Origin of the sequence: Citrobacter sp. EC_71, assembly GCF_019584005.1 — a bacterium.
GTDB classification, from domain to species: domain Bacteria; phylum Pseudomonadota; class Gammaproteobacteria; order Enterobacterales; family Enterobacteriaceae; genus Citrobacter; species Citrobacter werkmanii.
Map to the genome: position 1 here is coordinate 18,509 of NZ_VDAY01000008.1, position 15,720 is coordinate 34,228.

Below are 15,720 nucleotides of genomic sequence, written 5' to 3' on the forward strand. Positions count from 1 at the left end.
CACTCATGGTTTATTCGTGGCGTCAATTTGTCTTTGGCAAAATATATAAGATTAGTGTTCTTTGTCATTTATTTTGTTTATAAATGCCTCAAAGCTTTTATTATTTAGCGAGGCGCGATTATACATGATAAAAAAATCTAATGATGGCATCTCAATATCAATGCCGATCTCTTTTAAGTTCAAAGCAGACGAGTATAGTTCATATTTTGCTTTGGGAAGCAAGCCAATAATATCGGTGTTGGCAATGATGTTAATAATTGATATGAGTGAATTACTGGAAAAGCCTATTTTTCTATTTTGTAAAAAGGAATTTGCTTGAGACTGGTATTTTTTTACACCGGCATCTTCAGTGTTCAGCAGGGAAAACTCCTCTTCAAGTATTTTAGTTAAAGTCGTTTTACCCTTAATCCTGGGATGATTTTTACTGCAGACCAAAACTGTTTCGACCTTTGTAAACGGACTACATATAATCGAACGGTTCTCAACAGGGTATGCAGTGATGACCACATCTGCTTTGCGGTATGCTAGCAGTTCTTCAGCCAACACTGAGGTCATTAATATGTCATTGTGTTCGATTTCAACATTCTTATCCTCTCTGATGAGATTAACTAATGTGCTAGCATATATGTTATGTATAATCTGCGGACTATAGATAATGAATTTTTTCTTCAGGCTGGAACTGTGCATAATATTTATCGTTTGTTCCAGATGATTGAGATTATTCTCGAGGTGGTGGTGTAAATTGATGCTCATCACTGTGGGTGCAATTCCTTTTCCTGAACGAACAAACAGCGGGTCGTTGAGTTGCGTGCGCAATCTTTGTAGCGACTGGCTCACGGCTGAAGGAGTAATAAAAAGTGTTTCCGCGGCTTTGCTGATGCTCAGGTGCTGGTAGATGCATTCAAAAATAACGAGCAGATTGAGATCGAATTTTTTAAGATCGTACAGATTAGCCATGTATACTTTCCTTTGACGGTAAAATTTGAAATAATTAAAATATGAAATAATTTAAAATGTACTTATTTACAGGCTTTATGATTCAGTGCTTAATGACCGATTAATTTAAACTAACATAACACAGAGTGTTTAATTTTTACGAGAAAAAAAGAATTGTACTGAGTGATTGAAATGAGAACGATAACAATCACTCATTTTGTTACCTTTATTTATTTCCCATGATAATGTTTAATTTTTCCTTATCGGGTAACCCGACTTCCTGTTGTAACGTATTGTCTTTACTCATGTAGTAGATGGCTGGCGTCACGTTAGCGCCCAAATCATCCATCAACTTTTGGTTGATATTGAGTATCTTCATCTGCTCGGGCGGGAGAGAGGCAGGAATTTCCAGCTTCATTTTGCCGCCGGAGGCTTCATAGTCATGCCAGGTTTTGGCCGGATCTTTTGCCGACAAGATTGTGACAGCTGTTGCTGGGCTTTCGGGTTTGATTACGCCCACTAACAGCGTACGCAGCTGAACTTTACCGGAATCGACCCACGGACGCGCCTGCTGCCAAAACTGCTTGCAATAAGGGCAGAAGGGATCGGCGAACACGTAGACAATTACCGGAGCCTCTTTATTTCCATCCAGAATCCACGAGGCTTTTTCCATTCGTTGCCACATCTCGCGCCCTGCTGGGGCATAGATCTCTTTTTCTATCAGCGTATTACTAAGATTTTCCCCTTTTTCGTTATACATATAACCGGAGATGGCATGTTTGCCGTCAGGGGTGACATAAATGGTTACTCCCATATCCTGGTATTTACCAAGATAACCTTTCATTCCACCTGGCGCGTCGAAGGGCTTCACGATGGTAATACCCTGTTTCTCAATGGCTTTAACAGGGGCCGGTAGCTCTTCGGCATGGACAATAGCGGGAAGCAAGGATAAGAGTAAGGTACGTTTAAACATTGATTTTCCTTATAAAATCAGAAGGAAAGGGGACTGAATTGCAAAACCTATCACAGCCATAGGTAAGATCGACAGTCTGTCGATTGCCCTTTCTTTAGTTGGGTGATGTAATCCCAATCGCTGTTACGACCTTTGTTAAGGTAATGTAGAGCGCAACACATAGCCAGCTCTGCTGGTACTGACGTTACCTGCGGGTAGCTCGGGTAATGAGGCTCCCTGCATAGGGGGCCTTTTTTACTTTTGTCTTTTAAGTTCGATTGAGTAAGTTGTTAGTTAACGCTTATTGATTTGATAAAGGAAACGCATTAGCCCTTTGAAGAGATTTTCGTTAACTTATCTCTCAACGAAAACACGGAGGAAGTACAGATGTCTTTGATTAATACCAAAATTAAACCTTTCAAAAACCAGGCGTTCAAAAACGGTGAGTTCATCGAAGTAACCGAGAAAGATACCGAAGGTCGCTGGAGCGTCTTCTTCTTCTACCCGGCTGACTTCACCTTCGTTTGCCCGACCGAATTGGGTGACGTTGCAGACCATTATGAAGAACTGCAGAAACTGGGCGTAGACGTTTACTCTGTTTCTACCGATACCCACTTTACGCACAAAGCATGGCACAGCAGCTCTGACACCATCGCAAAAATCAAATATGCGATGATCGGCGACCCGACTGGCGCCCTGACCCGTAACTTCGACAACATGCGTGAAGATGAAGGTCTGGCTGACCGCGCAACCTTTGTTGTTGACCCGCAGGGTATCATCCAGGCAATCGAAGTTACCGCTGAAGGTATCGGTCGTGATGCTTCTGACCTGCTGCGCAAAATTAAAGCCGCACAGTATGTTGCATCCCACCCAGGCGAAGTTTGCCCGGCTAAATGGAAAGAAGGTGAAGCAACTCTGGCTCCATCTTTAGACCTGGTTGGTAAAATCTAAGCTAATTTATAGGCCGGATAAACGTAGTGCATCCGGCATTCCACAGGCGCGAATTTGCGCCTGTTTCATTCCAGCACCATGACGCAAGTTGCATTAACGCAGTCCCGCGAAGTCGGCTTGCATGATGATGTTTTCAGAGAGGGAAGAAGAATGCTCGACACAAATATGAAAACCCAGCTCAGGGCTTACCTTGAGAAACTGACCAAACCTGTTGAGCTGATTGCTACGCTGGATGACAGCGCTAAATCGGCAGAAATCAAGGAACTGCTGACTGAAATTGCTGAACTGTCAGAAAAAGTCACCTTTACAGAAGACAATACTCTGGCAGTGCGTAAGCCATCGTTCCTGATTACCAATCCTGGCTCTCACCAGGGGCCGCGCTTTGCGGGTTCTCCGCTGGGCCATGAATTTACCTCGCTGGTGCTCGCGCTGTTGTGGACCGGTGGTCATCCGTCAAAAGAGGCGCAGGCGTTGCTGGAGCAGATCCGCGATCTCGACGGCGATTTTGAGTTTGAAACCTATTATTCACTCTCCTGCCATAACTGTCCGGACGTGGTGCAGGCGCTGAACCTGATGTCGGTACTGAACCCACGCATCAAGCATACGGCGATTGATGGCGGTACTTTCCAGAACGAAATCACCGATCGCAACGTGATGGGCGTTCCGGCGGTATTTATGAACGGTAAAGAGTTCGGCCAGGGCCGCATGACGCTGACTGAGATCGTGGCGAAAGTGGATACCGGCGCAGAGAAACGTGCGGCTGAAGAGTTGAACACCCGTGATGCCTATGACGTACTGATTGTTGGTTCCGGCCCTGCGGGAGCTGCTGCTGCGGTGTACTCTGCACGTAAAGGTATTCGCACCGGTCTGATGGGCGAACGCTTTGGCGGCCAGGTTCTGGATACCGTTGATATTGAAAACTATATCTCGGTGCCAAAAACCGAAGGCCAGAAACTGGCGGGCGCGCTGAAAGCCCACGTTGATGACTATGATGTTGACGTTATCGATAGCCAAAGCGCCAGCAAACTGGTTCCTGCGGCGCAGGAAGGTGGTCTGCATCAGATTGAAACGGCATCCGGCGCGGTGTTGAAAGCGCGCAGTATTATCATCGCGACCGGCGCGAAGTGGCGCAACATGAACGTTCCGGGCGAAGATCAGTATCGCACCAAAGGCGTAACCTATTGCCCGCACTGTGATGGTCCGCTGTTTAAAGGCAAGCGCGTGGCGGTGATTGGCGGCGGTAACTCCGGTGTTGAAGCCGCTATCGACCTGGCGGGCATCGTTGAACATGTGACGCTGCTGGAGTTTGCTCCTGAAATGAAGGCCGATCAGGTACTGCAGAATAAACTACGCAGTCTGAAAAATGTCGACATCATTTTGAATGCGCAAACGACAGAAGTAAAAGGCGATGGCAGCAAAGTGACTGGTCTTGAGTATCGTGACCGCGTAAGCGGAGATATTCACAGTGTGGAGCTGGCAGGTATCTTTGTACAGATTGGTCTGCTGCCGAACACCAACTGGCTGGAAGGCGCCGTTGAACGCAACCGCATGGGTGAAATTATCATCGATGCGAAGTGCGAAACCAGCGTGAAAGGTGTTTTCGCTGCGGGTGACTGCACAACCGTACCGTATAAGCAGATCATCATCGCGACAGGCGAAGGCGCGAAAGCCTCGTTAAGCTCTTTTGATTATCTGATTCGCACAACAGTAGCATAAAAAAGTAAGACTCACCTGCATGCCAAAACCGCCAGTCATCCGCTGGCGGTTTTTTATTTCCGCGCTTTCAGATTGTCAATTCTTGAAACAATAAACTGCATTAAATATTCATTTAATTAGCCTGATCATTAGTTTTATCAAAAAAAGAATAGGCATTTTCTTTATTATATTAACCTGCACTATGTTTTCATTTCTTGTGTGAATAAATGGTTGGTTAATTCATGGGTGAAATATATGAAACCCTGACGATCTTTGAATCGACAGGGTTATTGTTGCGTGATTTTTTTATTTCTTCTGATAGTAATACGCTGAAAAAAGCTTATTCCGCGCTGGATACAAATGCCTCGACGTTGACAGAGCACGAGTGGCTGCAAGCGGAGTATGACTTCAATGCACTCTTTATCGGGCCGCAGGCGCTCAAGGCCGCACCGTTTGCTTCAGTTTATCTCGAAGAAGATGCTCTTGTTATGGGTCAATCAACCCTGAGTATTCGGGAATTCATGGCAAATATCGGCCTATCTATAAATCATGTGAATAATATTCCTGATGATCATATTTCATATGTATTGGAGTTGGCCGTTTTATTATCGGTAAACGCCCGGGCATCAGCAGAATATCAGACTGTCCTCACTCGATATGTAAATGAGTATATAGTGGTTTGGGTTCCCGATTTTATAGAAAAAATAAAGATAAATGCACAGACCGCCACGTTGAGAACCGTAGCGGGAAAATTGTCTTCTTGGCTTGATGAATTAAACACGAGAGTATCATATGAGCAATGAACCGGGAGTTCTGAACAGACGTTCATTTTTGAAAGGGTTGATTGCCCTTGGCACGGTGGCTGCCCTACCAGGGGGACTGCTGACTTCACGTTGCGCATTAGCGCAACCGCCCATTCCTTTTAACCCGAAAACCTACAAAATTTATCGCAACGCCTGTCCGCGTAACTGCTATGACACCTGTAGCCTGAAAACATGGGTGAAGGACGATGTCATCACCTTTGTAGAAGGCGCGCCTGAGTCAACGTTTACGCATGGAGCACCCTGTGTTAAAGGGTTGAGCTACCCGCGTCGGGTATACAGCCCGGATCGCATTAAATATCCAATGGTTCAGGATGTTCGCGGTAGCGGTAACTGGCGTCGTATTTCCTGGGACGAAGCAATGCAGCGCATTGCGACCAAGATGCTGGAGATCAAAAAGAAAGATGGTTCAATGCTGGGCCTGGCGATGACCAAATATTCCGGCAAATTCGGGGTATTGAACTATGCGGTTGAAGGGATGATGTCTTCGCTGGGTTACACCACCCGTTTTGCCGGAACGCCTTGTTGGCCTGCCGGTATCGATGCCCAGAACTACGATATGGGCGATATGTGGTGTAACGACCCGGAAGATTTTGTGAAAGCAAAATACATCATCATCTGGGGTGCTAATCCGGCATGGTGCTCAATGCACACCATGAAGTATATCTACCAGGCGCGGGAGAAAGGGGCGAAAGTGGTCGTTATCGATCCGCTGTTAACGCAGACCGCCGCAAAAGCCGATCTTTATTTACGCGTTCGTCCAGGTTCTGATGGTGCGCTGGCGCTGGGTATGGCACGCCATTTGGTGGATAAAGGCCTGGTGGACCAGGATTTCGTCAACAACTATTCTCATGGTTACCCGGAATTCGAAGCCTATCTGCGCAACAGTGTGACCGTTGAGTGGGCGGCTGAAATCTGTGGTTTGTCTGCGGATGTCATTCGTCAATTGGCGGAAGAATTTACGGCGGTTAATCCTGCTACCGTGTGGATTGGTTATGGCATGCAGCGCCATGTTAATGGTGGCGCGAATGTTCGTGCCATTGATGCTTTCGTCGCCATGACGGGTAATATCGGTATTGAAGGCGGCGGCGCTCGTTATGGGCATCTGCATACCTGGGGCTTTAACTACAATGCCATGCTGCAAAAGCCACCGGTAGGCTCCATCGGTATGCCTGGAGCAGCGGGTACAACCAGTGAGTTCGGTTCTGCTGGGGCAGTGGCGCAATATTCCGATCGTTCTCTTAATATCAACCAGACCGCCAAGGGAATTCTGGAAGCCAACGAACCGCCTGTTCGTATGCTTTGGGTCGCCTGTAAGAACCCGTTTGCTCAGGATTTCGATCGCAGTAAGATGGAAAAGGCGTTTGAAAAACTGGAAATGGTGGTGTGCGCCGATCAGTTCTTTAATGAAACCGTCCAGCACGCCGATATCGTCTTACCGGTCACTACGGCCTTTGAAGAGTGGAATGTTGATGCCTCCTACTGGCATTACTGGCTCTCTATCAACCAACCGGCCATTAAGCCGATGTATGAGGCGAAATGCGATCTGGAAATTGCCGTTTTACTCTCCCGGGCGATTAACAAGCTGGAGCCGGGTTCTTGCACATTCCCACAGGAGTTCGATCATAAGCGTTGGCTGGACCAGGAATTCAATGACGGGATGGGCAAAATGTTTGGCATCTCCTCCTGGGATGACTTGCTGGATGGTCCGAAAAAAGCCATTTTACCGAGTTCTGCGGCCTGGTATGACCGTAAATTTAAAACCCCCTCTGGAAAGTTTGAATTCAAATCTGAGCTATGTGAGAAAAATGGCCATACGGCGCTGCCGGAATATAAATCGGAGGCGAAAAGTACACTGCCATTCCACCTGTTTACACCGCATGTGCAGTTCGGTATCCATTCCCAATTTATCAACCTTGACTGGATGCAGGTCTTCTATCCGGAGCCGTTTGTCTATATGCATCCGATTTCTGCAGAAAAAAGAGGCATTGCCGAAAACGACCTGGTGAAAGTGTTTAACACCGTAGGTGAAGTAGAACTGCGTGCGAAGGTGACCGCTAACGTTCCGGAAGATTTCCTGGTGATGTACGAGGCGTGGTTTCCGAAACGGAAATACAACGTACAAAACGTGGTGGCGGATACCCCGGCCGATATGGGGCTGATGAAAACCGGTGCACCGGGTGCGGCGATCCACAGTCAGTTTGCGGATATCATTTTGGTAAGTAAAGGAGCAGCGGCATGAGACGCGCGTTTTTAGTCAATAGCGATAAATGCATCGGCTGCCGTGGCTGCGCGATGGCGTGTAAGAGTTTTAACCAGTTGGAGCCTGAACGTTTCTGGCGCTACGTCTATCCGCTGGATAAAGAAATTTATCCGCATGAAGAGCGGGCGTTCTATTCGCTGGCTTGCAATCACTGTGAAAACCCGGCCTGCCTGGCGGCTTGCCCGGTCGAGGCTTACACCAAACGTGAGGATGGTGTTGTGGTGCATAACCCGGAACGTTGTATTGGATGCAAAAACTGTATCCGTAATTGCCCATACGGAGCGCCGCGTTTCAATGAAGAGACGAAAAAGGCGGAAAAATGCAGCATGTGCTACGAACGCCTTGACGTTGGTATGCAACCGGCATGTGTAAATGCTTGTCCGGTGGGGGCGCTGACGCTAATCGATCTGGATGCCGACCCGATACCCAACAATGCCGTCCAGTATCCGCCGGGGTTCCCACGCATGCCGCAGCTTAATCCGGGCACACGTTTTATCCTGGCGCGTCAACCGAAGCAGCCGGAGGTCAAGTAATGGAAAAGTATGAACTTCCTCTGGTCATTTTTACCGTACTGAGTCAGATGTCGGTTGGGATCACGCTGATTTTGACGCTACGCAAGCTGCAAGGAAAACTGGAAAGCAAACGCTTGTACTGGCTGGTTACCGGTCTGGTTCTGGCGGCTGCGTCCGTGGCAGCGATCCTGCACCTTGCGCATCCGGACCGTGCCTACAACGCCCTGATAAACCTGCAGCACGCCTGGCTGAGCCGTGAAATTCTTGGCGCAACCTTATATGGCGCGGCGGTGGGCGTGACGTTCCTGGCAAAAGGGCACAAGGTTCCGGCTGTTCTGGCGTCTGTCCTTGGGATTGCGCTGGTGGCGGTACAGGGTATGACCTATGCCGCACCGGCGATGGTGGCGATCGCCAACGGTCTGACGGTGCTGCTGTTCTTCATCACCGTGTGGGTTATGGGTTGTGCGGCGATTCCGCTGCTTAATCTCGCACCTGCCATTGCCGCATTACGCCAGGGAATTGTTGTTTGTATGGCGGTCATGATCGCAGCCCCAATTATCTGGTTAAGCGGCGGGACCATTATGCAGATGACCGCGCATGCCTGGCTGACCTCGCCGCTTTATCTGGCGAGCCTGGTTTATCTGGCGCTGGCCTTTGTGTTGAGTCGTCAGGGCGAACGTCGGGCAAAAGCGTTGTTTGTTCTGCTGTTTGTTGGCGTAATCCTCAGTCGTCTGACATTCTTTGGCGATACGGTCAGCACCATCGTGAATATCGGTCATTTGTATTGATTGCACGATAATAAAAACCCCCTGTCAGATGTTAACCTGGCAGGGGGTTTTTACAGCAAATCAGACGTTATTAACGAACAACCAATACCGGCAGAGTAGCATGGCGGACAACGCTGGAGGCGTTTGATCCGAGCAGGTGGGTACTGATGGACGGGTTACGCGACCCAATGACCACCACATCTGCATTCAACTCTTCACCCAACTCGTTGACCACGTCACGAACGCTGCCAAAGCGCACGTGTTGTTTAATGCGGGAGGGATCGATGCTGAAGTGACCGACCATTGTTTGCAGACGCGTTTCCGCTTCGTGCTGCAGATGCTCTTCAAAACGACGAACGTCTGCCGCAAAGCGGTGCAGGCTTAAGCTCGCTGAGCCTGGCAGCACATGCAGCAGATGGATAACGCCGTTTTCCTGTGCCAGGAATTCTGCATGGCGAATAGCCTTGTCACTCAGTTCCATTTCGAATACATCAACAGGCATTATGATTGTGTTGTACATAAACATTCTCCTTGTCATTACATGAACACATAACAGCATAGTATTAAAAATGATTCTGTCAGTCACGGCACAGATTTATGTTTTGCGAACAGGAAATAACGCGAGGGTAGGGAGATGAGGAGTAACCGGAAAGAGGATGCAGATGCATCCCCTGCAAGATAAAGCGAATAGCTTTGATAAGACAGAGTTAGCGCAGGTAGTCGCCCGCAGCTTCTGGTTGGTACTCAAGTTCGATGACTTCGAGGTGTGTTGAGGTACCGCCCGGCAGTTCCCAGTGAATGGTGTCGCCAACGCGAAGACCCAGAAGTGCCGCGCCAACAGGCGCCATGACGGAAAGCTGCGTGCTGCTGTCAGTCATGTTGGCCGGATACACCAGGGTACGCACACGGACTTCGCCATCACTCAGATTGCGGAATTTCACGCGGCTGTTCATGGTCACGACATCGTGCGGCATGGTTTCTGGAGAACACATTTGCGCGCGATCCAGTTCAGCGTTCAGGGCGTCGGCAATCGGTAAACCAGCAAAAGCAGGTTGCTCCAACAGGCGGTCAATGCGTTCCGCATCGAGGTCGTTAATGATGATAGTTGGTCTGGACATTTATTACTCCATGTCGTCGATACTGCGGGTGCGCAGGTAAATAATCCCAAAAGAAAACCCTCACCGTCAGGCGGCAAGGGTTTAGCTTTTATGATGATACTGAGACTTACCCTATGTTTGAAGTGATTTAGTTCACATTCAGGTAAATCATCAATATTGTCGCGTATGCTGTGATTTTAGCCGAAAAACGTGATCGTTCTCCAATTTGCATTATGCTTTTTAAGCGCTCGTTGCGGGTGCGTCAATACAACTCAGTGTTCCGCTACAGGAGATCTCATGAGCCAGTACGACAAACTTACCTTAAAAGACGGCAGCTATTTGCATTTTAAAGACTGGGGAAGTGGACAGCCCATCGTGTTCAGCCATGGTTGGCCGCTGACGGCAGATGCGTTTGAGGATCAGATGCTGTTTCTTGGGTCGAAAGGATTTCGTGTGATCGCCCATGACAGGCGCGGACATGGCCGCTCGGCCCAACCGTGGGATGGCCACAATATGGATCAGTATGCTGACGATCTGGCTGAACTTACCGCGCATCTCAATCTTAAAGATGCCGTGCACGTTGGGCACTCTACCGGCGGGGGGGAAGTGGCGCGTTACATTGGTCGCCATGGGACGCAGCGGGTGGCAAAAGCGGTGTTAATTGGCGCGGTGACGCCCATCATGATCAAGACCGACTTTAACCCGAATGGCGTGCCGAAAGAGGTGTTTGATGGCATCCGGGAAGGGGTAGTGAACGATCGCGCCGCCTTCTTCTATGAACTGACCGCGGCATTCTATGGTTATAACCGTCCGGGCGCGAAAGAGTCGAAAGCTGTCCGGGAAAGTTTTGTTGAACAGGGCTTACAAGGGTCTATCAAAGCGTTGTACGACTGCATTCATGCGTTTTCAGAAACAGACCTGCGTGGCGACCTCGAAAAAATGACCATCCCGACGCTGGTGATCCACGGCGATGACGATCAGATTGTCCCGTTTGAAACCTGCGGCAAGGTCGCGGCAGAAATATTGCCGGACGCCCAGTTGAAGGTGTATGCCGGTGGTTCTCACGGCATTTGCACCACCCATAAACAGCAGATCAATGGCGATCTGCTTAACTTTATTCAGTCGTAATCTTTAACGGATTGTTCTACGCTGATCCTCTTTTTCCAGGGAGATGAGCGAAGCATAATTCGTGCTGCGCTACCGTTAACGACACCAGAGAAGGCTATGTATTTCTATCAACCATCACAGGGACACGGCTTACCGCACGACCCGCTCAATGCCATCATTGGACCGCGCCCCATTGGCTGGATTGCGTCGCGCGATAGCAACGGGCGACATAATCTGGCGCCGTACAGTTTCTTTAACTGCTTTAACTACCATCCGCCGATTATTGGTTTTGCCAGCAGCGGCTGGAAAGATAGCGTGCAGAATATTGTCGAAACCGGTGAGTTTGTCTGGAACCTGACCACCCTTGAACTGGCTGGCGCGATGAATGAAACGTCTGCCAGTTTGCCGCACGGTGAGGACGAGTTTTTTGCCGCTGGGCTGAGTAAAGCCGACAGCCGGATTGTCGGCGTGCCGCGCGTGGCGCAAAGCCCGGTTAATTTTGAGTGCCGCTTATCGCAAAGCCTGCAACTGACTACCGCTGATGGCTCACCGGTTGATACCTGGCTGGTATTGGGGGAAGTGGTAGGCATTCACATAGACGAAACGCTCCTGGAAGACGGCATCTATCAGACGGCGAAAGCGAAACCGGTACTGCGTGCTGGTGGGCCAACGGCGTATTATTCGATCAGTGAAACACATCGCTTTGATTTAGTTCGCCCGGACGCCCGAGCAAAACGCTAACCATGCAGACCGACGCCAGGCTGCGGCGTCGGTCGCTATTTTCAATATCCTGCCTTGTCGATAATAAACTGTTTACCGCAGTTACCCGGATGCGGCTGCGGTAAGAATGACTGCGCAGATAGCGGTTGGTTGATGGTGTCGGCTTTCAGGGATAGCTGGATCTCTGTGAGATAAGCCGGATTGCCGTGGCAGCTTAGCTTCACGGCTTTGACGCTCTCTTTGCCCCAGCTTTTGGCGATAGCGGCGTCAAATGCGTTGCGGCTGACGGTTTTACCGTAGTTATCCGCGAGGAACTTGCCCGCTTCACTGTTCTTAACCTCATTATTCAGCCGCACCATCGTGCCAAAGTATACGTCGGGATCAAAACCAAAACAGGCGCCGTGTTTGGCATACTCGTAGCGTTCCAGGCAGGATGTTCCGCCAGCCCCGGGCATCACCGCGCTCAGTTTCGCCGCACTCTCGAGTGACAGGCCGGTTTCAGGTGCTGCGCATTTACGGCTGGCACGCGCTTCAGGCAGGTTAGGAATGGGACGCGTTGCGCAGCCAAAACGCATCCAGCGGCGGTTATCTACTCCGCGAGCGGCGATCGATTTTGGCAGGCTGGGCCACAGGCCGTGAACGGTCAGGAAATCAGCTTTGTCCGCGCTCTCTTTTTGCAGACGACATTCGTCAGGCTCCTGACGATTACGCTCGTGTTGGCTTTGACAGAAACCGGTTTGCCAGGAAAGGGCCAGCACGTAGCGGTCAAAATCAGCGTACTGTTTTGCCTGAAGTTCATCGGCCTGAGCCGCAGAAACCGGGAGCAGAAGTGCTGCCAGTAAAGAAGAATAACGCCACGTTGATGTCATGATGATTTCGGATACTTATATAAATTCTGAATATCATCTATTTAATCATAAAAAATGCCAGTCAGGTTTAGCTGACTGGCATCATTTTCATCAGGCGTGAGCAGGAATGATTAGCTCCACATTGCCAGAATCGGCCAACCGACCAGCAGAAGCATAGCGATGTAGATAACGCCGAAGATAGCTCCCAGACGCCAGTAGTCTTTGGACTTCACATAACCACAACCGTAGATGATAACGCCAGGGCCTGTTGCATACGGAGTCAGGCAGCCCATGATACCGATGGACAGCACCAGCAGGATACACAGATGTTCCATTGGAACGCCTGGGATACCTTTACCGACCGCCAGAATAACCGGCAGCATGGTGGCGGTGTGTGCGGAAAGGCTGGCAAACAGGTAGTGAGCAAAGTAGAACACCAGCACTAGCACGATCACGGTCGCGTTAGGCGAGAAACCTTCCAGGTGCGTGCTCATGGTGTTCGCGAACCAGTCGATGAAGCCTGAACGGGTCAAACCATTTGCCATAACAACCAGCGTGGCGAGGTTAACCAGGGTGTTCCATGCGCTGTTATAGCGGGTAATATCTTTCCACGGTACAACGTGCAGCGCCAGCATCAGGGAAACGGCCAGCAGACCCACCGCGGTGGCATCAATCAGTTTACCCCCGAAGACCCACAGACCCAGGCTGAGCAGAACCAGACCGATCAGGGTTAGTTCTTTACGCGTCAGTTTACCCATGGTTTTCAGTTCTTCACCGGCCCATGCGGCAACTTCAGCACTGTGAGTGACTTCTGGTTTGTACAGAACGTAGGACAGCCACGGCGCAACGATCAGCAAAATAATACCGACCGGCAGGAAGCTGAGGAACCATTGCAGCCAACTGATTTGAATGCCAGCAATTTTGTTGACGAATTCCAGACCCAGTACGTTCGGCGCCGCGCCGGTCACGAACATAGAGGAGCTCAGGCTGGTACTGATGACCATCATCCACATCAGATATCCGCCGATACGGCGCGCGGAAGGATCGTTCGGGAATGATTTAAATAGCGGCGGCAGGTTTTTGATAACCGGGAATACGGTACCACCGGTACGCGCGGTGTTGGACGGTGTAAACGGCGCCAGCAGGATGTCGATAATAACAATCGCATAGCCCAGCGTCAGGGTACGTTTACCCATGAATTTCACCATGAACAGCGCGATACGACGACCCAGGCCGGTAACTTCATAACCCAGTGCGAAAATAAACGCGCCAAACACCAGCCACACGGTGGTGCTGGAGAAGCCCGCCAGACCCCACTTCAGCGCTTGCTTACCCGCTTTGAATGCCGGGTCGGCCAGCTCGGAAGCGTCAAACAGCAGATAGTTACTGCCGATAACGCAGATCGTCACGGCGATAAAGCTGATTGCCGTTGCCGGAATTGGCTCCAGAATCATCCCGACAATCATGGCCACGAACACGGCAAAATAGTGCCATGCCTGTGGGGGCATGCCATCAGGGACGGGGATAAGAAACATGACGCCCATGACTACCAATGGGGCCAGTAACTTCCAAATTTTATCTTTTGCTAAAGACATGTGTGTGATTCTCCGGAAAGGATCTTTAATTGTGATAATGATGAACTTGTGAAATCTGAGCTAAGAACCATGTGACGATCAGCAGATCGGCGCTGCCCCCGGGACTGAGGTTGCGTTCAATACACTGTTGGTCGAACTGGCGCAGGTATTCGAGATCGGCGGGGGTACGAATCCCGCCTTGTTGCAACAACGTGGAGGCCTGCTGCTGTAACCAGCGCAAACCTTCTGCGCCACCACGGGAAGCCACGTTGGTGTCGCCGTTGACAGACATCAGCAGCAGTAACGTATCGAGTAACGCCAGTTCAGGATCGCGACCCTCAGCCAGCAGGGCGCGGTAGTGCGGCAGAGCATGCTGAATAACGAGGGGATATCCTGCTTCGGCTTCGCCACGGGCGCCGGTTAATCCCAGTTGCTGATAAAGACGTTGGCCGGCCGTGAGTTGTTGGTTGTTCTGGCGCAGTTCGCGCCCGGTCAGGCCACGGCAAAATGTTGCTGCCGTAGAGCAAAGGGTTTCAGCGGTAACGCTCAGGCGGAGCTGGAGCAGGCGGCCAATGGCGGCGCACAGTAATCCCAGCGAGAAGATGCTGCCTTTATGGGTGTTCACTCCGGCAGTGGCGCGAAACATATCGGCTTCGCAGGCCATGCCCAGAGGACGCAGTCCTTGCAGGACATCTTCCGGCGACTGCTGTGCGCTAAATGCGCCGTATTCGATAAAACGCGGCAGCCATGTCTGAATCGCTTCAGCACTGCGATAAAAATCTTCCGGCGCCATATCTTTATGCGCGCCGTTATTAATACGATCCACCAGACCCGGTTTGGGCGACAGGTTGACTTCCGTCAGCATGGCGCGCCACGCCAGCGTGGCGTAAGCGTCAGGCAGATCCAGAGGAAGGACTGCGTTATGAGTTGATGTGGCGGGAATCGGCATCATGCAGCAGAGCCTCCATCTGAGTGAGTAAGTCGGAAAGCGCGTGAGTTTTACCCCGCGCGCATTCGGCAGCGCTTTGCCCGCACAGCAGACAGCGGCGGGCAGGGAGCGCGAAATGACGCCGGGACAGAATTTCCCCTTCAGGGTTCAGGACGTCGATGTCCCATAACCGTCCCAGCGGATGTGAATGTTCAAGTCCGATAGTGGCGAGCTTGAGGTCCCGGGCCGGAGCCTCAATGGCCAGCAGGCCTTCCGGTCCGCTGGCAGAGACCAGCGCAGTTTGCTCCCTGACAATCCAGGCGGATTTTTCCGCCAGCGCGAGCAGGGCGGTGACGCCGTGATTAAAGATGCGACGGGTTAATTCGCTGTCTTTAACCGGACCTGGCGCGACCACGGTAAACGAGACCAGTGGCGCGTGATGACGCGTGAGCCAGGCATGCTGCCTTGCCTGTCTCTCATCGCGGCTGGCGAGCAGCCCGGGAATGGAGACCGCGTGGCAGGTGGCGTGTTCAGGGAGCAGGTGCATGG

Annotated in this window: 16 protein-coding genes; 8 read left to right on the top strand and 8 right to left on the bottom strand. The window is 50.6% G+C overall.

Annotation, left to right across the window (positions count from 1 at the left end; genetic code table 11):
• Window positions 1-51: 51 nt before the first annotated feature.
• Both FHD02_RS10445 and dsbG read right to left on the bottom strand, forming a co-directional pair.
• The gene (locus FHD02_RS10445; RefSeq protein WP_220393857.1) at window positions 52-957 is read right to left on the bottom strand and encodes a LysR family transcriptional regulator; all 906 of its coding nucleotides are present in this window, start codon (window positions 955-957) and stop codon (window positions 52-54) included.
• Window positions 958-1,162: 205 nt separating this feature from the next.
• Window positions 1,163-1,909, bottom strand: coding sequence for a thiol:disulfide interchange protein DsbG (gene dsbG, locus FHD02_RS10450; RefSeq protein ID WP_137360487.1), 747 nt, complete (start codon window positions 1,907-1,909; stop codon window positions 1,163-1,165).
• Between the two features lie 366 nt (window positions 1,910-2,275).
• On the opposite strand from dsbG, the gene ahpC reads away from it, so the two are divergent.
• From ahpC to FHD02_RS10480, 6 genes are all read left to right on the top strand, one after another.
• Window positions 2,276-2,839, top strand: coding sequence for an alkyl hydroperoxide reductase subunit C (gene ahpC / locus FHD02_RS10455; RefSeq protein ID WP_004859485.1), 564 nt, complete (start codon window positions 2,276-2,278; stop codon window positions 2,837-2,839).
• A 150-nt stretch (window positions 2,840-2,989) separates the two neighbouring features.
• A complete protein-coding gene (ahpF, locus tag FHD02_RS10460) occupies window positions 2,990-4,555 on the top strand; it encodes an alkyl hydroperoxide reductase subunit F (RefSeq protein WP_220393858.1) in 1,566 nt (521 codons plus the stop codon).
• Between the two features lie 221 nt (window positions 4,556-4,776).
• Window positions 4,777-5,337, top strand: coding sequence for a molecular chaperone (locus tag FHD02_RS10465; protein ID WP_061381645.1), 561 nt, complete (start codon window positions 4,777-4,779; stop codon window positions 5,335-5,337).
• Window positions 5,327-7,597: a molybdopterin-dependent oxidoreductase gene (locus tag FHD02_RS10470; protein WP_137360490.1), complete on the top strand. Its 2,271-nt coding sequence runs from the start codon at window positions 5,327-5,329 to the stop codon at window positions 7,595-7,597. The genes FHD02_RS10465 and FHD02_RS10470 overlap by 11 nt, the downstream gene beginning before the upstream one ends.
• Window positions 7,594-8,151, top strand: coding sequence for a 4Fe-4S dicluster domain-containing protein (locus tag FHD02_RS10475; protein ID WP_042309843.1), 558 nt, complete (start codon window positions 7,594-7,596; stop codon window positions 8,149-8,151). The genes FHD02_RS10470 and FHD02_RS10475 overlap by 4 nt, the downstream gene beginning before the upstream one ends.
• Window positions 8,151-8,918, top strand: coding sequence for a DmsC/YnfH family molybdoenzyme membrane anchor subunit (locus FHD02_RS10480; RefSeq protein WP_220393859.1), 768 nt, complete (start codon window positions 8,151-8,153; stop codon window positions 8,916-8,918). The genes FHD02_RS10475 and FHD02_RS10480 overlap by 1 nt, the downstream gene beginning before the upstream one ends.
• Before the next feature lie 70 nt (window positions 8,919-8,988).
• Here FHD02_RS10480 and uspG read toward each other — a convergent pair whose 3' ends face one another.
• Window positions 8,989-9,417 (bottom strand): universal stress protein UspG, encoded by a 429-nt coding sequence (gene uspG, locus FHD02_RS10485; RefSeq protein ID WP_016152215.1) that lies wholly within the window; start codon window positions 9,415-9,417, stop codon window positions 8,989-8,991.
• A gap of 187 nt (window positions 9,418-9,604) precedes the next feature.
• Window positions 9,605-10,015, bottom strand: coding sequence for a nucleoside diphosphate kinase regulator (rnk, locus tag FHD02_RS10490; RefSeq protein WP_005120853.1), 411 nt, complete (start codon window positions 10,013-10,015; stop codon window positions 9,605-9,607).
• A 276-nt stretch (window positions 10,016-10,291) separates the two neighbouring features.
• Between rnk and FHD02_RS10495 the strand changes: the two genes are divergently transcribed.
• Together FHD02_RS10495 and FHD02_RS10500 are read left to right on the top strand one after the other, a co-directional pair.
• On the top strand, window positions 10,292-11,122 hold the full coding sequence (locus tag FHD02_RS10495) for an alpha/beta fold hydrolase (protein WP_038638697.1): 831 nt from the start codon (window positions 10,292-10,294) through the stop codon (window positions 11,120-11,122).
• Window positions 11,123-11,218: 96 nt separating this feature from the next.
• Entirely contained in the window at window positions 11,219-11,842 is a 624-nt protein-coding gene (locus FHD02_RS10500; RefSeq protein WP_042309838.1) for a flavin reductase family protein, read from the top strand.
• Window positions 11,843-11,883: 41 nt separating this feature from the next.
• On the opposite strand, the gene rna is transcribed toward FHD02_RS10500, so the two are convergent.
• From rna to citX, 4 genes are all read right to left on the bottom strand, one after another.
• Entirely contained in the window at window positions 11,884-12,690 is an 807-nt protein-coding gene (rna, locus tag FHD02_RS10505; protein WP_061381648.1) for a ribonuclease I, read from the bottom strand.
• 110 nt (window positions 12,691-12,800) lie between these two features.
• The gene (gene citT / locus FHD02_RS10510; protein WP_038638704.1) at window positions 12,801-14,264 is read right to left on the bottom strand and encodes a citrate/succinate antiporter CitT; all 1,464 of its coding nucleotides are present in this window, start codon (window positions 14,262-14,264) and stop codon (window positions 12,801-12,803) included.
• A 25-nt stretch (window positions 14,265-14,289) separates the two neighbouring features.
• A complete protein-coding gene (gene citG / locus FHD02_RS10515) occupies window positions 14,290-15,195 on the bottom strand; it encodes a triphosphoribosyl-dephospho-CoA synthase CitG (RefSeq protein WP_220393860.1) in 906 nt (301 codons plus the stop codon).
• Entirely contained in the window at window positions 15,164-15,718 is a 555-nt protein-coding gene (citX, locus tag FHD02_RS10520) for a citrate lyase holo-[acyl-carrier protein] synthase (RefSeq protein WP_137360493.1), read from the bottom strand. Before citX ends, citG begins: the two co-directional genes overlap by 32 nt.
• Window positions 15,719-15,720: the final 2 nt, after the last annotated feature.